25 protein-coding genes and 1 pseudogene are annotated in these 26,099 nt (G+C 26.3%); 24 read left to right on the top strand and 2 right to left on the bottom strand.

Annotation, left to right across the window (positions count from 1 at the left end; all coding sequences use genetic code 4):
• Positions 1-81: 81 nt before the first annotated feature.
• Positions 82-1,026: an IS30 family transposase gene (locus AACK97_RS01055; RefSeq protein ID WP_338968077.1), complete on the bottom strand. Its 945-nt coding sequence runs from the start codon at positions 1,024-1,026 to the stop codon at positions 82-84.
• Between the two features lie 302 nt (positions 1,027-1,328).
• Here AACK97_RS01055 and AACK97_RS01050 point away from each other — a divergent pair, with 302 nt between their 5' ends.
• The 22 genes and pseudogenes from AACK97_RS01050 to AACK97_RS00945 all read left to right on the top strand — a co-directional run bounded on the left by AACK97_RS01050 (position 1,329) and on the right by AACK97_RS00945 (position 22,270).
• Positions 1,329-3,326, top strand: a complete 1,998-nt coding sequence (locus AACK97_RS01050; RefSeq protein ID WP_338968076.1) for a hypothetical protein — start codon at positions 1,329-1,331, stop codon at positions 3,324-3,326.
• Position 3,327: 1 nt separating this feature from the next.
• Positions 3,328-3,798 (top strand): hypothetical protein, encoded by a 471-nt coding sequence (locus AACK97_RS01045; RefSeq protein ID WP_338968073.1) that lies wholly within the window; start codon positions 3,328-3,330, stop codon positions 3,796-3,798.
• 101 nt (positions 3,799-3,899) lie between these two features.
• Positions 3,900-6,518, top strand: coding sequence for a DNA polymerase I (gene polA, locus AACK97_RS01040; protein ID WP_338968072.1), 2,619 nt, complete (start codon positions 3,900-3,902; stop codon positions 6,516-6,518).
• Between the two features lie 14 nt (positions 6,519-6,532).
• Positions 6,533-7,363, top strand: coding sequence for a DNA-formamidopyrimidine glycosylase (gene mutM / locus AACK97_RS01035; protein ID WP_338968070.1), 831 nt, complete (start codon positions 6,533-6,535; stop codon positions 7,361-7,363).
• A 162-nt stretch (positions 7,364-7,525) separates the two neighbouring features.
• Positions 7,526-8,530, top strand: coding sequence for a DnaD domain protein (locus AACK97_RS01030; RefSeq protein WP_338968069.1), 1,005 nt, complete (start codon positions 7,526-7,528; stop codon positions 8,528-8,530).
• A gap of 21 nt (positions 8,531-8,551) precedes the next feature.
• Positions 8,552-9,436, top strand: coding sequence for an ATP-binding protein (locus AACK97_RS01025; protein ID WP_338968066.1), 885 nt, complete (start codon positions 8,552-8,554; stop codon positions 9,434-9,436).
• A 126-nt stretch (positions 9,437-9,562) separates the two neighbouring features.
• Positions 9,563-10,573: a type I glyceraldehyde-3-phosphate dehydrogenase gene (gene gap, locus AACK97_RS01020; RefSeq protein WP_338968063.1), complete on the top strand. Its 1,011-nt coding sequence runs from the start codon at positions 9,563-9,565 to the stop codon at positions 10,571-10,573.
• Between the two features lie 57 nt (positions 10,574-10,630).
• The gene (locus AACK97_RS01015; protein ID WP_338968061.1) at positions 10,631-11,818 is read left to right on the top strand and encodes a phosphoglycerate kinase; all 1,188 of its coding nucleotides are present in this window, start codon (positions 10,631-10,633) and stop codon (positions 11,816-11,818) included.
• Between the two features lie 369 nt (positions 11,819-12,187).
• Positions 12,188-13,039, top strand: coding sequence for an HAD family hydrolase (locus AACK97_RS01010; protein ID WP_338968058.1), 852 nt, complete (start codon positions 12,188-12,190; stop codon positions 13,037-13,039).
• 85 nt (positions 13,040-13,124) lie between these two features.
• The gene (locus AACK97_RS01005) at positions 13,125-13,652 is read left to right on the top strand and encodes a hypothetical protein (protein WP_338968056.1); all 528 of its coding nucleotides are present in this window, start codon (positions 13,125-13,127) and stop codon (positions 13,650-13,652) included.
• Between the two features lie 33 nt (positions 13,653-13,685).
• A pseudogene (locus AACK97_RS01000) lies at positions 13,686-14,549 on the top strand (IS30 family transposase); the annotation flags it as partial.
• Positions 14,550-14,864: 315 nt separating this feature from the next.
• Positions 14,865-15,164 (top strand): hypothetical protein, encoded by a 300-nt coding sequence (locus tag AACK97_RS00995; RefSeq protein WP_338966992.1) that lies wholly within the window; start codon positions 14,865-14,867, stop codon positions 15,162-15,164.
• A 132-nt stretch (positions 15,165-15,296) separates the two neighbouring features.
• A complete protein-coding gene (locus AACK97_RS00990) occupies positions 15,297-16,139 on the top strand; it encodes a rolling circle replication-associated protein (protein WP_338968053.1) in 843 nt (280 codons plus the stop codon).
• A gap of 73 nt (positions 16,140-16,212) precedes the next feature.
• Positions 16,213-16,425 carry a hypothetical protein gene (locus tag AACK97_RS00985; protein WP_338966947.1) on the top strand — a complete coding sequence of 71 codons (213 nt, stop codon included), beginning with the start codon at positions 16,213-16,215 and terminating at the stop codon, positions 16,423-16,425.
• A 164-nt stretch (positions 16,426-16,589) separates the two neighbouring features.
• Positions 16,590-16,820, top strand: coding sequence for a hypothetical protein (locus AACK97_RS00980; protein ID WP_338968050.1), 231 nt, complete (start codon positions 16,590-16,592; stop codon positions 16,818-16,820).
• 15 nt (positions 16,821-16,835) lie between these two features.
• Positions 16,836-17,078: a hypothetical protein gene (locus tag AACK97_RS00975; RefSeq protein WP_338968048.1), complete on the top strand. Its 243-nt coding sequence runs from the start codon at positions 16,836-16,838 to the stop codon at positions 17,076-17,078.
• Between the two features lie 28 nt (positions 17,079-17,106).
• Positions 17,107-18,099 (top strand): hypothetical protein, encoded by a 993-nt coding sequence (locus tag AACK97_RS00970; protein WP_338968046.1) that lies wholly within the window; start codon positions 17,107-17,109, stop codon positions 18,097-18,099.
• A gap of 13 nt (positions 18,100-18,112) precedes the next feature.
• Entirely contained in the window at positions 18,113-18,439 is a 327-nt protein-coding gene (locus AACK97_RS00965; protein WP_338968044.1) for a hypothetical protein, read from the top strand.
• A 9-nt stretch (positions 18,440-18,448) separates the two neighbouring features.
• Positions 18,449-18,694: a hypothetical protein gene (locus AACK97_RS00960; protein ID WP_338968042.1), complete on the top strand. Its 246-nt coding sequence runs from the start codon at positions 18,449-18,451 to the stop codon at positions 18,692-18,694.
• Between the two features lie 24 nt (positions 18,695-18,718).
• Positions 18,719-20,620 (top strand): hypothetical protein, encoded by a 1,902-nt coding sequence (locus tag AACK97_RS00955; protein ID WP_338968040.1) that lies wholly within the window; start codon positions 18,719-18,721, stop codon positions 20,618-20,620.
• Positions 20,621-20,675: 55 nt separating this feature from the next.
• On the top strand, positions 20,676-21,119 hold the full coding sequence (locus tag AACK97_RS00950) for a hypothetical protein (RefSeq protein ID WP_338968037.1): 444 nt from the start codon (positions 20,676-20,678) through the stop codon (positions 21,117-21,119).
• 74 nt (positions 21,120-21,193) lie between these two features.
• A complete protein-coding gene (locus tag AACK97_RS00945; RefSeq protein ID WP_338968036.1) occupies positions 21,194-22,270 on the top strand; it encodes a DDE-type integrase/transposase/recombinase in 1,077 nt (358 codons plus the stop codon).
• Here AACK97_RS00945 and AACK97_RS00940 read toward each other — a convergent pair.
• Positions 22,263-23,627, bottom strand: a complete 1,365-nt coding sequence (locus AACK97_RS00940) for a ribosome-inactivating family protein (protein WP_338968033.1) — start codon at positions 23,625-23,627, stop codon at positions 22,263-22,265. The genes AACK97_RS00945 and AACK97_RS00940 overlap by 8 nt on opposite strands.
• An 834-nt stretch (positions 23,628-24,461) precedes the next feature.
• Between AACK97_RS00940 and AACK97_RS00935 the strand changes: the two genes are divergently transcribed.
• Positions 24,462-25,001, top strand: a complete 540-nt coding sequence (locus AACK97_RS00935; protein ID WP_338968031.1) for a helix-turn-helix domain-containing protein — start codon at positions 24,462-24,464, stop codon at positions 24,999-25,001.
• A 47-nt stretch (positions 25,002-25,048) separates the two neighbouring features.
• Positions 25,049-26,098 (top strand): spermidine/putrescine ABC transporter ATP-binding protein, encoded by a 1,050-nt coding sequence (potA, locus tag AACK97_RS00930; RefSeq protein WP_215827083.1) that lies wholly within the window; start codon positions 25,049-25,051, stop codon positions 26,096-26,098.
• The last annotated feature ends 1 nt before the right edge of the window (position 26,099 follow it).

Below are 26,099 nucleotides of genomic sequence, written 5' to 3'. Positions count from 1 at the left end.
ATGAACGGCAACCTTGTAAGAATATTAGTAGCAAGATTGGTTTTATTTTTCCTGAATTGTAAATATAAATGGGACAGTTTTTTAAAATAATTGTATTAAATCTATTGGTCTTTTATAAGATAATGATTTTCTGGGTGTAGAATTAATTTGAAATGCTATAGAATTTAAGTCTTTTTGTTTATATGAAGATAAATCAGTAGATTTTGGTAAATATCTTCTTAAAATACCATTATTGTTCTTATTTAAACCTCTTTGACAAGGTTTGCCGGCATCTGCAAAATAAATTTTAACATTACAATTTTTTTCAATTAATTTTCATTTACTAAATTCTTTACCACGATCAAAAGTAATAGTTTTAATTGTTCCTGGTATTAATTTTGAAATAAATTTTATTATACTTTGTGTAATACTTTCTGCTTTATGATTTTTAGTTTTCAAAGGAATTGTGGTTTTTGATCATATATCAGCTAAAGTAATAATAGAACTTTTATGATCTTTACCAACGATAGTATCTCCCTCTAAATGGCCAAATTCTTGTATATTTTTAATATTTGGAATGATTAAATTTCTTTCATGAATAGATTTACAATTATTAATTCTGCCCCTAGTTTCTTTTTGTTTATGAGGTTTATTTTTGCCTTTTCTCAATAAATTTTTTTCATCAAAACCCATTCGATTTGTTTTAAACATGTTATATAAAGTTTTTGTTGAAATATTTTTTATTTTATTTTTCTTTAAAAAATCAGCAATTATATCAAGAGCATAATTTTTAGTAATTAACAAATGATTGATAGTATTAATTTCTGTTAAAGTTAAAATTATTAATTTTCTACCTGCATTTTGTTTATTTTTTTGAACTTGATTCAATATTTCTAATGGTAATAAGTTTTGATTTAATAATTTACAAACTCTGTGTACAGTTGATTTACTATAATCAATTGCTTTTGCTATTTTACGAATAGAAAATCCATAACTTTTATATTCTTTTATTGCTATTATTGATTCAATAGTCAGATACTTATACATTGTGTTAATTCCTTTCTTTTCTTAATTATAGAATTAACACAATTTGTTTTTTATATATAAGTGTCCTTTTTAATTTTACATTTCAGGTTTTAAATAAATATTTGGATATTGATTTAGATAGACAAAGTTAAATCTAAATAGTATTCTTAATAGAAGTAAGACTATGAAAATAAAATTTAAAAAAAATTGCCGTTTATTGTTCTTTTTTTCATAATTTGAATTTGCTTTATTTTTCTAAAAAGTTTAAAATTGTCTTGCATTGTTTTATAAAAGTTGAGGTTTAATTTATGAAAAGAAAAATAATGAAATATTGAGTAGTGTTATTATTATCAGTTTCTCAAATTTTAACCTTAGCTGCTTGTACTTTTCGTTATCAAACTAAGATTGATGAAGGCATCGCTGCTAAATTAAATGATTTTTCGGCAATTACTGGCGAAATTACTAAAGCAATAATATTAAGTAGAGAAAAAAAATGAGATGCTTCGCAAGTTATTAATGATATTTTAGAAAATAAAGTTGATAATTTAATTTTTAAAAATATTTCTTATTCGTATTTTGGACAAACCAATGATAATAATTGATTCCCTCGTCATCAAGAGTTTTTTGCTTCGCAAGATTTAGCTAATAAAGTTATTAACTCTAATGATAAATATGTAAAACCCTATGCTGATTTAATTAGTCAAAATAATATTTTAGGTAAAATTCGAACATATGGTTCAATTTTTAACACTTTAACTGTTGATACATTAAAAGAAATTTTTAATAGTGGGTCTGTTTTAGATCCCATTATGAATTTTTTAACTAAAAGTAATATTGAAAGTTTTTGAAATGATTATAATGCTGGTGGTTATGCTGATATTATTACTGAATTACGAAATAATCTTACTGAACATAATGATAATTTTGTTGGCAAAGCAACATATGCTCAAGCACTACAGTGGTCACAAAAAAGAATTAAAAAAATAATTGTTCAAATTGGTTGTAAGAAAGAAAATTATGAAAAAAAAGAAAATGATGAAGAGAAAGAAAAGATAGAAAAAGAAAAAGCTGAAAGTTCTTGTAAAGGATATGATAGTAAAGATGATACCGAAGTAGAAGCTGCTTATGATACAATGATGGCAACATTTGGTATTGAAGTAGATAATAATAATGATAATCATGTTTCAATAATAACTAATAAATATATATTAGAAAATTTTCAAAATGGATTTAAAGATCTAAAAAATATTATTTCATTGTTAGTACCAATTTTACCACTTATTTCTTATGTAATGAAAATGTATGTTAGTATTCCTTTTGATGATCCCAATAAGATTTGGTACGAAGTTAGTAAAATTCCTAAAGAAATTCAACAAGCTATTAATGAACAATTGAGTATGACATATGTTGGTTTCGATCAATCAGTAATTAGTAATTTAAAAAATAAGTTAACAAAAGTATTTTCTTTAAATGATGGCGGATTAAGTTTACGAAAGTTATTATTAATTATGAGATTAACCCCACAATTAAATGAATTAGTTAAGAAAATTAACATAAATATTATAACTTTCTTAAAGTCTTTTGATTATCCATTAATTGATGTGGTTTCAGCTGGTGGTGGTTGTGTGGGATTTTATAGTTTTTTTTGTAAAAATACTGATTTTTTCCCATTAGCATTTCCTAAAATTAAAGATATATTAGATTCCATTTTTGGAAGTGTTAAAAAATATTTAAATTTTCTTCCTAATGATACAAATATTAATTTAAATGATGTTTTAACCGCAATTAATAAGTTAGTCGGTGTAATTCAAGATGAGGTGTTAACAGAAGCAAAGATTAACAAGATTCTTGCTGCCATTGAAATTGACAACGAGCATGCAAAAGTGGCATTATTAGAAATCCTTGGATATAATGGTCAGAAAGGTGAATTAATACCGAATGGAGTATTGGATACTCTTATTACGACTATTAGCTCTTGTAAAGAAGAAGATGATTCCAATTGTATAACCGAGGTTGCTAAATTGTTAACAATGTTAACAAGCGAAAACGAAATTTTAGATCGCATTGTTAATGATAATAATGGCACTATTAATATGAAATATCGGAGATTTTATCAAGATAGTAATTATTGAAGAATTACTAATACGAAAATGCAGTATAATGATATTGATAATTCATTAGAAGTATCATATGATATTAGTTTTTCCCAAGGTAAGATGAATAATATTTATTCAATTAAATGAAAAACAAAAAACTATTACAATAGTCTTGCTAGCAATAATTTTAAAATTGTAGCATTTAGGAATAAGGAGATTAAATAAAATGAAAAATACAAAATGGGCATTAATTGGACGAATAGTAATTTCGTTAGCATTTTTTTTAATGATTGTTTATGGTTTTGTGGAGCTAGTTAAGTCTAAATTTGTTATTTATGATACTGTTGTTTTAAAACTAAATTTTTGAACTAGTAATTTTGCTCAAACATTATGGAATATATTAATTATTATTGCTTTTTTTACATTTGTTATTACAAATATTTGAGGTTTAAAAAGAAGGATTTTCTTTTGAATAATTGGTAGTATTTATATAATTATTGGTTTTTTAACATTTATCTTTACAATTATTGATAATACTGATAATGGCGAGAGAATGGCAATTGGATTAGTTATTTCTTTACTATTAATGATTGGGGCGGGATTTTTATTACTAGTTGCCTATCGAATGAAAAATAAAGAGATTGTTGCTAATAATTGAAAATTTTGAGAGAAAAATAAGTCTGCCAGTCCTGCATAGTTAAAAATAAAAACAGCAAAATCCTTGCTGTTTTTATTTTTGACAAGTTTATTTGTTATAATAATTTAAGAAATGAAATAGAATTAGGTGAAAATTTTTTAATGAAGAAAATATTATTAGTTGATGGTAATGGTTTAGTTTTTCGAGCATATTACGCAACTGCATATAGTAATTCCATAACTTTACGAGCAAATAATGGGACACCAACTAATGCTTTGTTAGGTTTTATTACAATGTTAGAAAAGATTTTAAAACAAAATTATGATTTAGTTTTGGTTGCTTTTGATGCTGGACCTAAAAATTTTCGTTATGGAATATTACCTAGTTATAAAGAAAAACGCGTTAAAACCCCACAAGAATTATTACAGCAATTACCATTAGTTCGTGAGTTTTTAGATGCCTATGGAATTCAATGATATGAACATCCTGATTTTGAAGCTGATGATATTATTGCTACGATTAATAAAAAGGCAATTGATTTAAATTGAGAAATTGAAATTTTGTCATCGGATGGTGATTTAGAACAGTTATTATCTGCTAATACGGTAATTGTTAAACCGAAGCAGGGATTATCACAAGTAGAAATTATTAATGTTGATTCATTAAAAGCAAGATGAGATATATCCCCAAACCAAATACCTGATTTAAAAGGATTAAAAGGTGATGCTAGTGATAATCTTCCAGGTATTAAAGGCATTGGTGAAAAAACTGCTTTATCATTGTTACATCAATTTGGAACATTAGAAAATATTATTACGCATCAAGAGGAATTAAAAACAGCGGTTAAAGAAAAAATTGTGAATAATGCTAATATTGGTTTATTATGTAAAGAAATGGCGTCTTTAAGATATGATGTTCCTTTTCCTAAGGATTTATCTTCGTTAACAATTAATACAGATTTAAATCGCTTAAAAGAATTTTATTTAAAATATAATTTGAAATCATTAGTTAATCGTTTAGAGACAAATAATCCTTCACAAGATAATAATAATAAAGATCAAGGTAAAATTTTAAATAAGTGAGATGCTAATTATAATTGTGTTGAAAATGCGTTATTTGTTGAAATGAATGGTGATAATTATTATACTTCAGACATTATTGGGTTTGGCGTTGTTAACGATAAAGGAGCATTTTATTTAGATTATCTTGTTGCTAGTACTGATGAATTATTTTTAGCATTTTTAAAAGATGAAAAATGTTTAAAAGATGTTTTTGATTTGAAGAAAGTTATTAATGGTTGTAAATGACATCATATTGAAGTTAAAGGTATTGCTTTTGATTTACAATTAGCAGGTTATATTTTAAATGCGAATATGAAAGTAACGATTGATAATGTTATTAATTATTTTGCTGAACAAACTTTTATGAATGATGAAATGTTTTATGGTAAAAATCAAAAAAAAGTTGTACGAGAATTACAAGAAGTTGCTGGTTTTATTACTAGAAAAGCTTGATGAATTTTACATTTAAAACCGCTTCTTAGTAAGAAATTAGAACAACAACAACAATTAGAGTTGTATAAAAATATTGAGTTTCCTTGTGCTTTTGTATTGGCAAAAATGGAGTTTCACGGTATTCGTGTTGATATGGAACAATTAGAACAGTTAACAAAAGAAGTATTAAAAATTGTCACCCAATTAAATGAAGAAATTAATAGTTTAGCACAACAAGATGTTAATCCTAATTCTCCTAAACAATTAAAAGAATTATTATTTGATGTGTTAAAATTACCTGATTTACAAAAAGGTAGTACGGCACAAGAAGTATTAATGCAATTACAAATGCAACAATTGCATCCAATTATTGATAAAATTTTGGAATATCGTAAATATCAAAAAACTTATTCAACTTATTTAAAAGGTTTGGAAAAATATATTTTCGCAGATGGTAAGGTGCATACGATTTATAATCAAACTAATACAACAACAGGAAGGTTATCTTCACAAGAACCTAATATGCAAAATATTAGTATTCATGATGTTCATCAAAAATTAGTTCGTAAAGTGTTTGTTCCTAATGATTCTGGCACACAAGTAGTATTATCTAGTGATTACTCGCAAATTGAATTAAAAGTTTTAGCACATATGGCTAATGTTAAAGAATTAATTAAAGCATTTAAAAATAATGAAGATATTCATTCATTGACTGCTAGTAAAATATTTTCTATTAATCAAACTGAAGTTAGTGAACAGCAACGAAGAGTTGCAAAAACTGTTAATTTTGGGATTGTGTATGGTATTTCTGATTTTGGTTTAAGTAAACAATTAATGATTTCTATTAGCGAAGCAAAAAAATTTATTGAACGATATTTTGCTGTTTTTCCTGAAATTCGTCATTATATGGATAATACAATTAAATTTTGTCAAGAACATAAATTTGTTAAAACTTTATTCAATCGGATTCGATACATTCCAACAATTAATGATCGGAATTGAGTAGCTAAACAAGCAGCAGAACGCGTTGCAATTAATGCTCCGATTCAAGGAACAGCAGCTGATATAATTAAATTAGCTCTAATTAAAATTGATCAGCAATTAGAACAAAATAATTTAAAATCGTATCTTGTTGCTCAAGTTCATGATGAGTTGATTGTTGAAGTATATGAAAATGAATTAGAAATTGTTAAAAAAATTGTTAATTCAGCAATGAATTTAGCAACAAAATTGCAGGTGCCCTTAACGGTTGATATTAATATAGGAAATAATTGATATGAAGTATAAAGGAGATTAAGTTAATGCCAGAATTACCAGAAGTAGAAACTGTTCGTGCTAGTTTACAACCTTTCGTTTGCAATCAAGTTATTACAGGAATTAGAATTTATTGAAGTTCGGTAATTAAACAACCCGACTTAGTATCATTTCGAAAATTGATTGTTGGTCAAAAAATTCTTGATTTAAAAAGAAAAGCAAAACATTTAATTTTTGAATTAGAAGATTTTGTGTTAATTAGTCATTTACGAATGGAAGGCAAATATTATTATCAAAATCTTAATGATGATATTGAATGAAAACATGTTTTATTAGTTTTAGAATTAAGTAATGGTTGTGAATTAAGATATCATGATACAAGAAGATTTGGTACTTTTCATTTGCAAAAAAAGGATGAATATGAACAATTAGCACCATTAATCAAAGTGGGACCAGAACCTTTTGAATCAAGGGCTACTGTTGATTATTTACAAAAGAAATTTAAAAATAAGAACCGAGCTATTAAAACAATGCTGTTAGATCAAAGTATTATTAGTGGTTTAGGAAATATTTATGTTGATGAGGTATTATTTGCTAGTAAAATTCATCCGGTTACTAGGTGTAATAAATTACAAACCGAGCATTTAAAAGCAATTTTAAATAATGCGAAACAAATTTTAACACAAGCGATTAACTTAAAAGGAACAACAATTGCTAGTTATACTTCTAATGTTGGTGTTAAAGGGACATATCAGCAATTATTGAAAGTGCATACAAGAGAAGCATTAGCGTGTTATGTTTGTTCTTCAATAATTGAAAAAATTAAGCTTAATGGTCGTGGTACATATTTTTGCTGTCAATGTCAGAATAAATTATAAGTTGTGAATTATGTGGATAAGTAAATTAAAGCATCTTATTTATAAGATATTTTTAGGACTAAGTTGTGGATAACTTAGTGGGTAATTATTTTTTTATTGTTTATTATTTACATCGTTATTATTCTGTCATAGAATAAATAAGACAATAAGGTGGAGATAAAAATGTTACAATCAGAAGAAAAATTTCAAATAATTATTAATTCTCATATTTGTAGTGAAACGCAAAAGATAGTTCAACATTTATATCAACCAATTATTGGTGTTAATGCTGTTTCGCTATATTTTGCTTTATTAAATGAACAATTATCAATGAAAGTTTTAAATTTAGATAATTCGTATTTACGCTTGCAAAATTTATTACAATTATCATTACTGGAAATTGAAGTTGCGAGAAATCGGTTAGAAGCAATAAATTTACTTGATGTTTATCGTAATAATACTAATATTGGTGTTACTTATTACTATGAATTATTTGCTCCGATGGCACCACAAGACTTTTTTAATCATCAGCAATTTAATCAATTGCTAATTAATAATCTTTCTCTTAATGATTATGAACGAACAAAGTTTTTATTTATGCAATATCAAGAAGATCTGTCAAGTTATAAAAAAATTACGAAATGCTTTAATGAAATATTTTCTTTATCAATAGTAAAAGCAGATGCTTCTAGTGCTGATTTTATTTTCCAAACCAATCATTTGCCAGAAACTAATAACCAATCATTAGAAGTTGCTAATGAAGATATGAAAAATCCTTTACAAAAAAAAATTTATGAGATGCAAACAATATCACCATATAAATATTTAACATTATTACAAAATTTTCCTTTACAAGCGAAAGATTTACAGTTATTGGCTAAGTTATTAGTTACTTATACTTTGTCACCAGAAGTTACTAATTGCTTAATTGAATATGTGTGATATAAAAATAATAAACTTTTGGTTATGGGTTATTTAGAAAAAATTGCGAGCACATTACAACAAAAGCAGATTACTACTGTTGAACAAGCAATGATATATTTAAGAACTGCTTATGTTCAAAGTTTTAATAAGGGAAAAGTAAAATTTAATAAAATTGTAAAAAAATCAAAATTTGATTATGAAATTAAATGAAATACAGGTATTATTCCAAAATGGTTACAAGAAGACCCCCTTTATCAAACATAATTATGGAAGGAAGTGATTGTTATGGATATTTATCATCGGATTCAAAAAACTAAGATTATTGCTTTGCAAAAATTTATTGCTGAACATCAATTATTAAAAAAAGATTTATTACGAAATAGTGATATTTTAGAAAAATATTTAAATAATTTTGTTGAATGTTTGGATGGTTTGAATTGAAATGAATGTCAACAATTAATTCCTGGATATCGGTTAGAATTAGTTTATGAAAATCAACGGATTTATTTAGAAATGCAAGATTGTTTACATCGTCAATATTTACGAGCTAATGATAAAATTCGTAATAATTATTTAATTTGTCATTTTCCTTTATCAATGATTAATTTATCATTAGAAAGTGATTTTCATTTACCAGAAAATGATTTTATTCGCATAAAATTAAAAGAATATTTTATTAATTTCCTTAAAAAAGAGCAAACAACAGGATTATATATTTATGGTGCTCCTGGTATTGGTAAAACTTATATTTCTATTTTATTAGCTAATAGTTTAGTTCGGAATGATTATAAAGTATGTTTTGTTTTTGTTCCCCAATTAATGAGTCAATTAAAACAAGCGATTTCAAAAGCAACTAATTCATTAGCTAGTGATATTTATAAGCTCCAAACTTGTGATGTGTTATTTTTAGATGATTTAGCTGGTGAACCCGTATCGGAGTGAACTCGTGATGAGATTTTATTTAGTATTTTAAATTATCGGATGCAACATAATTTATCAACATTTTTTACTTCTAATTATGATATGGGTAACTTACAAGAATATTATAGTCGTAATGCTAAATATAAAAATATTGATATTGTGAAATCAATTCGGTTAGTAGAAAGAATTAGATACTTGGCAAAACCAGTATTATTAGGGGGCGATGTGTTTCGGAAATATGCCCAATAAATTGGCAATGATTTGCAATGTCTTTGGTAATTTCTAGATAGTGTTTTAGAAGAAAATTACTAATTTAATTGTAAAATAAAGGAGTTATTTGTATAATTATTGCAGTGCATATAGGAGGAAAACAGAATGACAAAGAAAAGAATTGCAATTAATGGGTTTGGACGCATTGGTCGTTTAACTTTAAGAATATTAATGAATTATGAAAATATTGAGGTTGTAGCAATTAATGATTTAGGTGATGTTAAGATGTTAGGTCATTTATTAAAATATGATTCAGCACAAAAGCGATTTGATAAGGAAGTTACTACTAAGGAATCAAGTTTAGTTATTGATGGTCATGAAATTAAAATTGTATCTGAAAAGGATCCTAAAAATTTACCGTGAAAAGAGTTAAATATTGATGCTGTTGTTGAATCAACAGGGTTATTTGTTACTAAGGAAAGTGCAGCAGCTCATATAGCTGCGGGAGCTAAAAAAGTTATCATTTCAGCACCTGCGGGAGCTGATTTAAAAACCGTTGTGTTTAATGTTAATCATCATGAAATTATTGCTAGTGATACTATTATCTCCGCGGCATCTTGTACAACTAATTGTTTAGCACCAATGGCACAAGTATTAGATGAAAAATTTGGTATTAAAACTGGGGTGATGACAACAATTCATGCTTATACTAATGATCAAAATATTTTGGATGGGCCACATCGTAAAGGTGATTTTAGAAGAGCAAGAGCAGCGGCAGTTAATATTATTCCAAATACTACGGGAGCTGCTAAAGCGATTGGGTTAGTATTACCAAATTTAAAAGGAAAATTAGATGGTGCAGCTCAAAGAGTACCAGTAGTTACTGGTTCAATTACTGAGTTAACTGTCCTTTTAAATAAAAAGGTAACAGTTGCTGATATTAATGAAGCAATGAAAAATGCTGCTAATGAATCTTTTGGTTATACTGAAGATCCGATTGTTTCTAGTGATGTTATTGGTATTAGTTATGGTTCATTATTTGATGCTACGCAAACTAAAGTAATGACTTTAGGAGACGATCAATTAATCCAAGTTTTTGCTTGATATGATAATGAAATGTCATATGTTAATCAACTATGCCGAACAGTTAATCATATTGCAAACTTAATGGAATAAATAATGGCTAAGGTGGATACCTTAGTTTTTATTATTGGAAAGGAAAATTAAATTCATATGAAAAAAACATTGGCAGATATTAATTTTAAAGATAAAAAAGTATTAGTCCGAGTAGATTTTAATGTGCCATTAGTTGATGGTGTTATTAGTGATGATAATCGTATTATTAGTGCCATCCCAACAATTCAATATTTATTAGACTACGATGCTAAAGTTATTTTATTATCACATTTGGGAAGAATAAAACGGTCAGAAGATTTAAAAAAATATTCATTAAAACCAGTAGCAAAGCGGTTAGCAGAGTTATTAGGTATTGAAGTAAACTTTGTTGATGAAATTAGTGGGGTAACATTGCAAACAGCAATTAATAGTTTAGAAAATAAACAAGTTTTATTAATGGAAAATACGCGTTTTGCTGATTTAGAAAATAAAAGGGAATCTAATAATGATGCTAGTTTAGGTAAATATTGAGCAAGTTTAGGTGATGTTTTTGTTAATGATGCTTTTGGCACAGCCCATCGTGAGCATGCTTCTAATGTTGGTATCGCAACTAATATTAATGAATCGTGTATTGGCTTGTTAGTGGAAAAAGAGTTAGCAATGTTAAATAAAGCGATTATTAATCCTGAGCGACCTGTTGTTGTGATTTTAGGAGGGGCAAAAGTATCTGATAAGATTGGTGTTATTGATCATCTTTTAAAGGTAGCTGATAAAATAATTATTGGTGGAGCAATGAGTTATACTTTTTTAAAAGCGCAACAATTTAATATTGGCAAGTCTTTAATTGAAGAAGATAAAATACAATTAGCTAAACAGTATTTACAAAAAGCAAATGGTAAAATTATTTTACCGATTGATCATTTGATGAGTAAAGAGTTTGTTGATCAGTCTGGAATTAATAGTACTGATGCTAATATTGCTGATGATTATATGGGAATGGATATTGGTGAAAAAACAATAACATTATTTAATAACTATATTAAAGAAGCTAAAACTATTATTTGAAATGGTCCAGTTGGCGTTTTTGAGATGAAAAATTTTAGTAAAGGAACGCTAGCAATTTGTGAAACAATTGCTCATTTAAATAATGTTTTTAGTATTGTTGGTGGTGGTGATTCAGCAGCAGCAGCCATTCAGTTAGGTTTTAAAGATAAGTTTAGTTATATTTCAACTGGTGGTGGTGCTAGTTTGGAATTATTAGAAGGTAAACCGTTACCCGCTATTGAAGTTATTCAAGATAAATAGTTAATGTTATTAATGATGTATCGTTTATTTAAACGATTTTAGGACGCGTAAAGTTTTGTTAGGTAGGAAAAGATTTAAATAATTTTGAAAAAAAAGTAATCACAATTTAATTATCATTTTATCTAAAAAATAAGTAATAAAACAAAATATTTAATATTAACAAACATAATCTTAATAAAAGGTTATAAAAACAACATTAAAATAATTTTTTACAAAAAAAATCATACATAAGAAATATATACTTAATTTGCATATTGAAATAATTTATAGTAAATGATTATTTTTTCTTTTTTTAAAAATACCTAAGAAAACTAAACGCGACCCATTTTTGTTAAAATATAAAAATTGTAATATATGTTATGATTATTTGTGAAAAATATAAAATTAGAAAAGATAAATGGTGTTATGATGAAAATTAAGTTAGTTGCTTTAGATTTAGATAAAACATTATTGAAAAATCATTTTGAGTTACATCCAGAAAATATTGTTGCTGTGAAGCAAGCTCAAGAACTTGGTGTTAAAGTAATTATTGCTACAGGACGATCACCGCAATCTAGTTATAAATTTGCTCGTGAATTAGGTTTATATGAAACTAGTGAACATATGGTATGTTTTAATGGCGCCTATGTTATTAATTTAAGAACTGGTGAGTTATTAGTTGATAAAGAAATAGCGTCAAGTACTATTAAACAAGTTATTAATTTAGCTAAAAATTATAAAGTTGCTTTTTGAGGTTATAGTGTTGATGGTAATATTGGTTATATTTTAAAGAAAACTTTTAAAATTTGGTTAATTCAAAAGTTAAATCGTCGTAAAATTGTTAAAGTTAATGAAAATTCTGATGTTAGAATGTATAAAATTTTATTATTAGGTAAGAGTAAAAGAATTAATAGTTTAGCATTAGAATTAGAAAAGTTACAAATTGCTGAAATTGCGGTTTCTGACAAGGGAAAATCTCGGATGATTGAGGTTAATGAATTAAATATTAGTAAAGCAAGTGGTATTAAGCATTTAGCTAAGATGTGAAATATTAATCGTGAAGAAGTTATGGCCATTGGTGATGGGATGAACGACTATAAAATGATTGAATGAGCTGGTTATGGAATTGCAATGAAAGATAGTGAAAAACCATTATTAGCAATTGCTAATGATATTACTGATACTTATAATAATGGTGGCGTTAGTAAAGCAATTCATAAATATATATTAGATGTTAACTAAGATGTTATAAAAACTCTTAGTTTTTTTAATAAAATATTTGTACACTTTTTTTATTTTGCTAAACTTAATTTAAGTATTAAGAGTAATGAAAAATAAACTATATTTTGAGGTGAGTAAAATGAGTGGTTGTTTTGCGAAAATTTTTTTAGCATTTCTCCTATGTTCAACAGGTATTGTTACTAGTATTAATAGTTTGGCACTAACTGATATTAATGAAGAAATTGTGTTAAATCCAAATACAGTAATTCTTGCATTTAAGGAGCGCTTTGATAAAAAAATTAAGCAATTAGATTTTTTACTAGCAGAGAAACTTACTGTGCCCGTAATGTCAATTGTTTATGAAGAAACAATTAAAGTAAGAGAATTAAAGCTAACTTGATTTGATAATTCTTTATTTGCTAAAGAAAATATTAATTATATGTTAGATAAGCTTGCTTATTGACATCAAAAATTAACTACTAGTACAATAAATGGTGATGAACAGTTAAAAACATATTTAAAACATCAAGTAAGGGTCAAAGCATTAAATTTAGAAATTGTTAAAGCGATTAATGATATTATCCTGAAATGTAAAATTAAAAAGGACACTTATATAAAAAACAAATTGTGTTAATTCTATAATTAAGAAAAGAAAGGAATTAGCACAATGTATAAGTATCTGACTATTGAATCAATAATAGCAATAAAAGAATATAAAAGTTATGGATTTTCTATTCGTAAAATAGCAAAAGCAATTGATTATAGTAAATCAACTGTACACAGAGTTTGTAAATTATTAAATCAAAACTTATTACCATTAGAAATATTGAATCAAGTTCAAAAAAATAAACAAAATGCAGGTAGAAAATTAATAATTTTAACTTTAACAGAAATTAATACTATCAATCATTTGTTAATTACTAAAAATTATGCTCTTGATATAATTGCTGATTTTTTAAAGAAAAATAAAATAAAAAATATTTCAACAAAAACTTTATATAACATGTTTAAAACAAATCGAATGGGTTTTGATGAAAAAAATTTATTGAGAAAAGGCAAAAATAAACCTCATAAACAAAAAGAAACTAGGGGCAGAATTAATAATTGTAAATCTATTCATGAAAGAAATTTAATCATTCCAAATATTAAAAATATACAAGAATTTGGCCATTTAGAGGGAGATACTATCGTTGGTAAAGATCATAAAAGTTCTATTATTACTTTAGCTGATATATGATCAAAAACCACAATTCCTTTGAAAACTAAAAATCATAAAGCAGAAAGTATTACACAAAGTATAATAAAATTTATTTCAAAATTAATACCAGGAACAATTAAAACTATTACTTTTGATCGTGGTAAAGAATTTAGTAAATGAAAATTAATTGAAAAAAATTGTAATGTTAAAATTTATTTTGCAGATGCCGGAAAACCTTGTCAAAGAGGTTTAAATGAGAACAATAATGGTATTTTAAGAAGATATTTACCAAAATCTACTGATTTATCTTCATATAAACAAAAAGACTTAAATTGTAGAAACCATATACATATGACAAGATTTTGTTTTCTACAAACTTTTAGGGGGTGTTTTCTTTTGGCAGTAATATTTTGTATTGAATGCGACAACGAAAGTTATGTTGTTAGTAATAAAAATACAGTTGGAATCTGTAATTCTTGCGATGAAAAGGGTTTTTAAATTTTGAAAGGAACGATAGATTATAAAATATGTCGCTGGTGTTTACATCTATTTAGTGATAAACGATATTTGCATGTTGCTTGTGAGAAAAAATTTATTAATCATATTAAAAAATTTTAAAAAATAAAAATAAAAGGAATTTAAAAAATAATGTTTAAAGTTAAATTAGTTAGTATAAAAAGAAAAATATTTAAAAATAAAGATGGCTCTATGATGTCAGGTTATTCTGCCGAATTTTTGCGTTATGAAAATGACTTATTTGAGCCTACCGGCGAACAAAAGGCTTTATGAATTGATGATAACAATCTAGAACAACAAGAAATTTATAAACTGTTAAAAGAAAATGTTAAATCATTTTTTAGTTGCGAATTAACTTTTGAAAAAACACCCAAAATAGTTAACTTGCAAAAAATTGAATTATCAAAAAATCAAAAAAACTTGTCCAGTTAATTGATAATCACTTCCGTCTGCGAAGCGGTGCGGAAGGCGTATGCCCCGCCCGCTAGCGGGTTAGTCGGCGAAGCCGACTATTACTTGATTAAATAACACAACTGGCGAAAATTTAAAATGGGAGCATAAAATATGAATTTACAACCTCAAAATCCGACTGATTTTTATATGAAAACCATTTATTACGGTCAATATATTCGCAATATTGTTATGCCTTTAGAACGCATCAAAGCAAATACTCGTAATGCTAACGGAGTTAAAAATAAGGGTAATTGTGATACAAAAATGCTTAATAGCAATATTCGTGCAAAATCTAATGTTATTCGGAAAGCATATCATAATTTTTGAGACTGTAAAAAACTTACATTCTTAACGCTTACTTATGCTGATGTTAATGAATTTGATATTAGAAAATGTAAGCGTGATTTAAATAAATTTTTTAAAAAATTAAAATACTGATTTAAAGTTAAAAATAAAAATATTAAGTACTTGTATACCTATGAATATCAGAAACGAGGCGTTATTCATTTTCATATTTTAATTACCGAAAAAATACCTCATAAAATTATTTTACAATTTTGACCTTACGGAATTAATAAAAATATTAGAGTTCGTGAAAACACTAATGAAATGGTTGTAAAATATTGCTCTAAATATATAACTAAAAATGTCCTGAACGAAAAGTCATTAAACCAGTATGACTTAAATATCAAGGCTTATCAATTCTCATATAACTGTCAAAATCCCATTACTAGAAAACAAGTATTTACCGATACTTTGAATAATATTGTTAATCGAACCGTAAATTCTGAATTTGTAAAATACTTAAAATCAACAGTTAATAACTTTAAAACCAAAATGTGCGGAGCAATCTATGAATTTAAAAATATTAATTATATAGACTTTGAAAGTGCAAATTATGCTTCATTAGAAAGTTTAAGATTTAGAAATCAACTAAGAAAAATGAAACATTAGGAGTTAAAAAATGAAAGAAAAATTGCAATTTAAAATAAGAATTAAAAATTAAAAAATTAAGGAGAAAAGAAAGATGAGTATATTTGGGTTAGTGTTCTTTACGATTTTAACATTATTACTAGCATACTATATTGCGGTTAATATTTATCGGTTTTTAAAAGATAAAAAGAAATACGGTAGTGAAGCAAAGCAGTTGCCAAAAGATTTTACTTATGCACAACGAATATTTATTGCAAAGTTTAAGCGAAATTTATTAGAACAAGATGAAAAAGAAATTAAAAAGTAGGTTTAGAAAATGTTTAAAAAAATAATTATTGAGTTAATTGAATTAATTTATCCAACTGCCGATTTACCACCCCAAGTTGTATTTTTGTTTTCAATTTTAATAATTGTAATGCTATTTTCGGCAATTATTTTTCTACTCTTTTGACCTTTTAAACGGTAATTATTATGTTTTTAGTTGCTTGAAAAGATTTAGATTGAGAAATGACAAAATTGTATTTTTGAAATTTATTTATTCAAATTAAAGTTATTCCGGCGTGAGTTTCTGGAAAAGAAATTGATTTAACCCAAGAACTACTTTGACTTTTAATAGCAAATATTGCGTTTTGAATGGTATTAGTATTCATTGTCTTATTTATGGTTATTTTATTTTATAAGGTTAAATCATATTTTGTTTAGAAAGGGGGTGATTATATGATTAGAACTTTGTTAACAGAAGTAATTACGCCAGTAGCTGTTACTGGCGAACAAGCCGTTACTAACTTATGAAAAGCATTAATTAAAGCGTTCGGTAATATTTGAACCGATATTATTGGTGGTAATATGCCAAATGTTGTTAATTTCTTTGCTACATATTGAGTTTTCTTGCTTGGGGTGATTATTGGTTTATTTTTAATCGCTTTCAAAATGTTTGAAAAATTAATGCCCGGCAGATAATAATAAAAATAAAGAAAGTATGATTTAAGTGATGCTATTGTTTAAGAAAATAAATTTAAGATTATATGATTTTGTTGCTTTAAATCGCACTTTATTTATTATTGCGTGATTTTATGGTGCGATTTTGCATTATTATAATCCCCAAAGTTGACGAATGTTATTTGATATTATTTATTTATTAATTGCTTTGTATGTTTTATATACTAAAATTTCTCATTTCTTTGCTCGTCGAAGTTTTATTAATTTCTTATTAAATTCACCCTTAAATTTAGTAATTGGTGCTTTAGGGACTGGAAAAACCGCTTTAATGGTTTTAGCTTCTTACTTATTAAGTGGTTGAAAAACGATTTCTACTTTTCCAATTACCAATAAACAAATGCTTTCATTAGGGCATATGTCTTTATTGGATTATAATTATCCAATTTTAGATGAAAAATCATTATTACTTTGAGATGAAACTAATTTATTTCTTGAAGGTACTGACTATAAAGAAAATGATAGAGTAACCCAGGGTTTACAAGAATATTTTGCTTCGGCTCGACAATTTACCCATATCGTATTAGCGAGCGGACAACGAGCTGAACATATATGAGTTAAAGTTCGTGATATTGCGAATTCAATAATTGTTGGCATTAGAAAAAAACCAGTTAGTATTTTCCGACCCTATTTACAAGTTATTTATGGCACTTTTAAATCGGTAAGCGAATACGAACAATGACGATTAACGCTAATTAATGCAAAAAATGATAAAAAAGGTCGCAAAATCAAGTATCGTAGCATTCCGGAATTAGACATTTATTTCTTTAAATTGAAAATTCCGATGTCAATTTTAAACCTTTATGATAATAAATATTTATCATTCTTGCGTGAATTAAGTAATCGTGCTTTGAATGATAATTATCAAGATAAATTTTGAAATGATAATGTAATGGATATTGAAGCATTAGAATATTTAAAAATGGAAAAATTCAGTAAGATACTTACTAAGTTAAAAAACAATCTGAATAAGAAAAACAAGTAAAGGAGTTTAAAAAATGGAAAACTTAGAAAAAATGGCTAGTTTGATTGGCGATATGTTTTATAAAGTTTTTGATTTAATTTGAACTTTAAATATTCCCGGGACAGATATTCGCATTATTATTTTTCCGCTAATTATGCTTGTGATAAATCTTGTAATTGGTGGCATTTTAGGTATTCATATCGAACGACCAAAAGTTGGTTTTCGTAAAAAATATCGAAAATCAGTTGCTAATTGAGGAACTAAGAAGCAATCATCTAGTGGTCCAATTAAGAAATTTAGTGGTAATAGTTCTAAAAACAGACCGTGAGTTAACCAACACGGACGGCGAATAAAAAGGTAGGTTTTTAAAATGTTTAAATTAATAATTTTATTTATTCTTGTTGCTGTTTTTTCTATTTTTGCTTTAAACGACTTTTTAGGTTTATGAGCCTATGTGCGTGAAGGTTTAGAATATTTTAATAAAGTTTTATCCAATAATATTAAAATTTTAGATTTGTTTAAACCAATGATAAGGTTATTTTCTCAACATCCAATTTTCCAAATTTTAGGAACGATTTGTATTTTATCAACAATATACTTTATTTTAAGAAGTTAAACGCAAAAGAAAGGACAAATAGATATGTATAAATTTATGTCGTGGTTAGTTATCGTTTTTATTGGTTTAGTCCCTCTAGGTGCCTTCTTTGATACAAAACAACCACCAAAACCTAATATGGAACAATTCTTTATGAAACGGCAAAAACGAGCCACCAATCCTAGTCAATGTGTCGATAATTGTAAATTAGAGTTTTCCGAAATTTCAAATAGTTATTTAACTATAGTTCCTAGTTTTAATTCAACCGCTATAGATATTAGCAATGTTAAAAATCAATTGCCCTCCGATATTGTTGTCCCTAATTCCGGTTTTGAAGGTTTTGAATATGGTTTTAGATATGATGATTCTTCAACTAAAAAAGCGGTTCAAGACTTTTATAAATCTAATGCAACAAAAGTTGTTAAGGGCAATGTTCCTGGCGGTTCTTATTATGAGAGATATAATATTGATAAACTCGTTGATGTTAAAATTACATTTTCTAATCAAAATTACTCACAGAGATGAAATATAATATCCTTTTTCGCAACAGTATATATTTCTCCTCCTCTACCTGAAAAACATAACGAACAACCATTACCAACTGAAATGACTAAAAAGGATGGTGAATATCAGTATAATCAGTTTCAAGATAAATTAGACTATTTAATGATACAACGGCGAGATTTTGATAAATTTAATTATAGTTATTTATATTGAGTCCCGATTTTTAATTTCTTTGACGATAATTTTAAATATATGAGTGAAATTTCAATTAAATTAAATGGTTTTAAACAAAATAGTAAATTTAGTTTAAGTCGCAAAAATTCATATCCGCCTGGTTTCATTGAAAAAGTTATTTTTAGAGAACTTTCCTTTTCTAGTTTTGGTGATGTTATTACTATAAAAACTGAGCATGGTAGCATTGTGGGTAGTAATGAGTTTTTAGAAAATGGTAAATCGCTTTGAAAATCTGGCTCGCGAACAAGTTTTGGAGGAGATTTTATTAATACCTTTTTTGGACAAGTTAATTATTATGGTAATACTTTCCATTTTTTACGCTATGATGATAAATTAAAAACTGATTTTAAAGATTTTATGCTTTATTACCAAAAAGATTTAACTATTGATTTTATTAATGCGTTATTTAATAAACTTTATAAAGTTTTAGGTGAGTTTTTTGTACAATTCTTTTATGCCAGTTTTGATATGGATGCTTCCACTTATGTAGAATTAGATTACAAAGGGATGCAACAAATTCCTAAAAATGTTTTACAAATGGGTTTTTTCTATCGTTCCTTAATTACTTTTTATCCCAAACAGTATTTAATTAACTTTGGTTCAACAACGGAAAATAGTAAGAATATGATTTTTCGTTCCTATTTCTTTGTTAAGGATAAACAAATTGCCAATGGTTTTAATACTGGTAAAAGTTCTTATCAAATAGATTTTAATGTGTTAAAAGCATATGATAATCAATTATGAAACTCCACTAGTAATAAACTGCATTTTTATAATGCTAAAGTGGATGTAATGTATGGAATTAATATTTTTACACTGACTTTTCCACTATATAAAAAGAAAAATGAAAGCACTGAATATCATTATTCTTTATACGATTTTAACATTTTGAATTCAACAGCTTTTATTGGTGGCGGAATAAGTGGTAATATGGATGACTTAATTCCTACGCCCAACTGTTCTTATTGGGGCTTATTTAGTGCAATATCTTGTGGCATTCAGCACGCTTCTGTTAGTGTGTTAAATTGATTACTTGGTCTTTCGGGGATTAATCTTTTAATTCGCCCGCTTGCGGATATTGCAAAAACAACGATTAATTTTACCAAAACTGCCTTTCCGGTGTTTGAAGTTATTCCGGCATTTCAAATGCTATTTGAGTTTGTAGTGCCCTTAGCAATTTTATTAATGTTAATTAAAAAGTTCTCTTAAAATATTTTTAATATTCTTAGTATAATATAATCTCTTTGAAAGGAGGATTTTCTTTATGCGAAAATTTTTATCAGCTTTAAATTTAGTCTGTGTAATGCTTATTTCGGGATGCAATAAAAATAGCAGTAATTTTAAAAAATATGATTTCTCATTTTCTGAGATTTCAAATAGTTATTTAACTATAGTTCCTAGTTTTAATTCAACCGCTATAGATATTAGCAATGTTAAAAATCAATTGCCCTCTGATATTGTTGTCCCTAATTCCGGTTTTGAAGGTTTTGAATATGGTTTTAGATATGATGATTCTTCAACTAAAAAAGCGGTTCAAGACTTTTATAAATCTAATGCAACAAAAGTTGTTAAGGGCAATGTTCCTGGCGGTTCTTATTATGAGAGATATAATATTGATAAACTCGTTGATGTTAAAATTACATTTTCTAATCAAAATTACTCACAGAGATGAAATATAATATCCTTTTCCGCCGTTGTGTCTCATTAATTTAGTAATTTAATAAATATTCTTGAAAATCGTATTTTTTGTAATGCGATTTTCTTAATTTAAGGAGTTTAAAAATGAAATATATTATTTCCCAAACTGATTTAGCAGATTTAAAAGCAAAAGTACAAAGTTGACTAAGTGCTAATTGCCGTAATCCTTATTACTATAAAACTAAAAAACGCATTACCGCCTATTTAAATTTATGCACTTATTTTTATATGGAAGAAACCACCTTAACAAAACTTATTAAAAAATATTTTAAGAATGCAACAAAAAGCTTTTATCGTTGGGCACAAAAAATTATGACCGCTTATTATTCTGATAATTTAGATTTGTTATTGTTTAAAACTACAAAACCACAAAATCTTAATTATCAATATAGTTTAAATTCTCGTGAAAAAGTATGTGATTTATATTTTGATTACAAAAATCTTCAAGCCGGCGGAATGTGGTCTTTATTTAACAATTTAAAAATTGGTTTTCACGATGTTAAAAATTCAGAAGTTCCAAAAAATATCAAAACTTTTTATCGTTGAATCAAATCTGACCATCGTTGAAAAGAATTAAAACAGCAAATCAAACAAACAAAACGCCATTTTAAGCGTTATGAAGTCTCCGAGATTGGTCTTTTACAAATGGATGCCAAAATTATTACCACATCAAATTTTCCGGTTGATAAAAAATATTATATTTATGATTTCATTGACGAAATGACACGCATAGTATTTGGCTATGTTTATGATAGTTTAGGAACTAACAATGCCCTTAATGCCGTGCAAAGAGCAATGAAAGATTTCGGCGAACTTGGCATAACAATCAAACGCCTTCGTACTGATAATGCACCAGAATTCACTACTACTAACTGAAGTAATAAAAAAGCATACAAAGTAAAAGAAAAGTCTTTTACAACCTTTCTTTCAAAAAATGGAATCATTCACGAGACGACACCAATCCGCTCTCCTCAGAGCAACGGAAAGATTGAACGATTCCATCAACATTATACTAAATTATTTTATGCCAAGGGTAAAAAACTGAATCAAAATGAACTTCAACATTATTTAAATCAATATTATTACTTTTATAATTTTGAACGCCATCATTCATCTTTAAACAGTAAAACGCCTTTTCAAACATTACAAAAATTTATTTAGATAATTCATCATGATATATTTTGTGGCCTCAACCATATAAATTTAAATGGTAAGTTTTGTTATCAGCGTCGCCTTTAATAAATGCACTACCCTGATTATCTAATTCTATATCAGTTATTGAAAAATTTAAATCATCAAATTTTTTAATATTAATTTTATTTCCTCTTTTAAAATAAAGATATACACCTCTTGTAGTTCCAATATAAATATCTCCTGCTTGTAATGTTCCTCCTTTTGTATTTTTATCTAATATTTTAACTACAGTTATTTTTCTATCTTCTAAATTATAACCTTCTTCATAATCTTTAATCGCATCACAATATTGATTTTTTATATCATTATCTATATTTCTTGCTCTTCTTCTATTGCAATTTAAGGTTGGTCTAATAACTAATCCAAGAATTACTCTAACATCAATATTTGCAAGAGCCTGAGCAATTGTATTTGTTGGCATTAATGATAATAAATTATAGAATTGTTCATTTATACTTTGGCTATTTACACCAAATCTTTCTCGAATATTATTAATTGCATCAATAATATTATTACTTACACTTTGTCAATTAGTTACAATATGCCCAATATTGGTTTGACCACTATCTGATTCAGGATTCCAATATATAGATAGACCTTGATTAATAATATTATTATTAATTAAATCATAAATTGATCTAAATCTTAAAGCTTCAGATGTTACTAAAACAATTCTAAGTAATGCAGCTTTTAATAATTTAATTCTAATTGTTGAATCATTTGGAGACAGTCTTCTTTCTCCAAAAACAGTTAAATCACGAAAAGATTGTAAAATATTTTCTCAAGTAATTTGTGGATTTGTGCTTGTGCCAAGAGAAGGGTAGTTACCGTTAAATAATAAATTTGAAGAAGTTTGTCTATCAATGCTTGTTATTGTAGAATCTGCAAAATGAAAAAAAGTTCTATCATATGTAAAACCCTGTAAATATAAATTATTAGCGCTAAAAAGTAAATCAATTGTATTTTCATCATCAATAAAAGCAGAAATTATAAAATTGGGTGCATTATGATTTATTTCAAATATTGAATTATCATTATTTGAATTAGTTTCAAAAATACTATTTAAAATATTTTGTCTTATTAACTCATTTATAATTTCATTAAAACTATTTTTATAATTTTCTTTATTTCAATTTAAAATTAATTTTTTCTCAATTTTGTATGGTTGATTATTTTGTCTTTTATTTCTTTTTAAATTTTCTAAATTATTTATTTGTGTATAATTAATTTCATTTTTTATCGGAGTTGGAGCATTGCCAACAAGTCCTGCGGTTCCGCTTCCTGCTATTGTTATTGTTCCTAAGATTGATAGTAATTTTTTCATATTAATTAATTTCCTTATTCGTGAATTTTTAGTAATTAATAATAAAATTTATTCAATAATCAACAACCTCTCTACAAAAAAAACAATCTATAATCTTTTTGTCTTGCAATTTAATTATAAACAATTTTTAAAAGCTTCCTTATAATTTTATCGTTATTTATAAAAATTTTAAATAAAAATTAAATCCACTCCTTTTTTAAGGACGCGTAAAGTTTTGTTAGGTAGGAAAAGGTTTAAATAATTTTGAAAAAAAAGTAATCACAATTTAATTATCATTTTATCTAAAAAATAAGTAATAAAACAAAATATTTAATATATTAACAAACATAATCTTAATAAAAGGTTATAAAAACTCACTAAAATGCTTATAAAAACAACATTAAAATAATTTTTTACAAAAAAAATCATACATAAGAAATATATACTTAATTTGCATATTGAAATAATTTATAGTAAATGATTATTTTTTCTTTTTTTAAAAATACCTAAGAAAACTAAACGCGACCCTTTTTTAAAAAACTTCTTGTACTTGTCATAAGTCTGTGGTATATTACACAAAAAGACTTAAATTCTATAGCATTTCAAATTAATTCTACACCCAGAAAATCATTATCTTATAAAAGACCAATAGATTTAATACAATTATTTTAAAAAACTGTCCCATTTATATTTACAATTCAGGCATTTAAAAATAAATAAAAATAAACTAAGAATTATCTAAAAATTCTTAGTTTTTCTTTGTTAATTTAATTGACATCACGATAAAATCGTATATAATCGTTTTATAATTAAACTTAATGTTTACTAATACTAAACAAAGAATGGTGGTGTTTTATGGATATTGGTAAGAAAATTAAAGCATTACGGTTAAAACAAGATTTAACAATTGATGAATTAGCACAACGATGTGAATTAACTAAGGGGTTTATTAGTCAATTGGAACGAGATTTAACATCACCAAGTATTGAAACATTACAAGACATTATTTCGGTATTGAATTGTTCTTTAAGTGATTTTTTTAAAGATGATGAAAAAAATAAAAGTTATGTATTTTCTAGTGATGCGATGTCAATTTTAGAAGAAACGGATTATCATATTAAGTGACTTATTGCTACGAGTCAAGCTCATAATATGGAACCAATTTTAATAACATTAAAAGCAGGAAAAAGTTCACCAAAAGTTAATCCTTTTATTGGGGAAGTGTTTGGATTAGTTTTGACTGGTCGGGTTGTTGTCATTGTTGGTAATAAACAGATTACTGCCAATGCGGGCGATGCTTTTCATTTAGAAGTTAATGAAGAACATTATTTAAAAAATAATATGTTAAATGGTGATAGTAAAGTTCTTTGAATTACAACACCACCAAGGTTTTAAAAAGATATTTACTATTTAGGAGTGATGAAAAAATGATTGATACAGTAATTAAACCTAATATTTTAGAATTACGAAATATTACGAAAGATTTTTCTGGTGAAGTGGTTTTAAAGGGAATTAGTTTAAATATTAAAGCTGGTGAATTTATTACTTTATTGGGACCGAGTGGTTGTGGAAAAACTACTACTTTAAGAATTATTGGTGGTTTTGATGACCCTAATAGTGGTGAAATTCTTTTTGAAAGTCAGAATATGCTTCGGGTGCCAATTCATAAACGCAAAATTAATACAATTTTTCAAAATTATGCGTTGTTTCCGCATTTAAATGTTTATGAAAATGTTGCGTATGGTTTAAAAATTAAAAAATTAAAAATTGATGTTATTAAAAAGGCAGTTTTAGAAGCATTGGAATTAGTTAATTTAGTTGGTTTTCAAGATAAGGATATTGATGAATTATCTGGTGGTCAAAAGCAACGCGTAGCAATTGCAAGAGCATTAGTTAATAAACCTAAAGTTTTATTATTAGATGAACCATTAGCAGCTTTAGATTTAAAATTAAGACAACAAATGCAGTTAGAATTAAAACGATTACAAAATGATTTAGATATTACTTTTATTTTAGTAACGCATGATCAAGAAGAAGCATTTACAATGTCTGATCGGATTGTTGTGATGAATGAAGGACAAATTCAACAAGTAGGAAGTCCAGAAAATATTTATAATGAACCAGAAAATAAATGAACAGCTAAATTTGTTGGGGCATCAAATATTATTGAGAATGCAGTATTTGTTCACGATAATTTAGTTCATTTTGATGGTCGTGATTTTCGTTGTTTAGATAAAGGATATGGTACTAATGAAACTAATATTGATATTGTAATTCGTCCGGAAGATATTGATATTGTTGGTGAAAAGAGTGGATATTTTCGTGGTACCGTTAAGAGTGTAACTTTTAAAGGTGTTTATTGAGAAATTGTTATTGCAACGCGAAAACGAAATTTTTTGGTGCATTCAACAGATACAGTTATTGTTGGTAAAAAAGTTGGTGTTAGGTGGTCAGTAGAAGACATTCATGTAATGTGAAAAGAGGTTGAATAAG

Source organism: Spiroplasma endosymbiont of Lonchoptera lutea (assembly GCF_964019715.1).
Lineage (GTDB): Bacteria > Bacillota_I > Bacilli_A > Mycoplasmatales > Nriv7 > Nriv7.
Note: the sequence above shows the minus strand (reverse complement) of the source record. Positions and strands in the feature narration are given on the sequence as shown.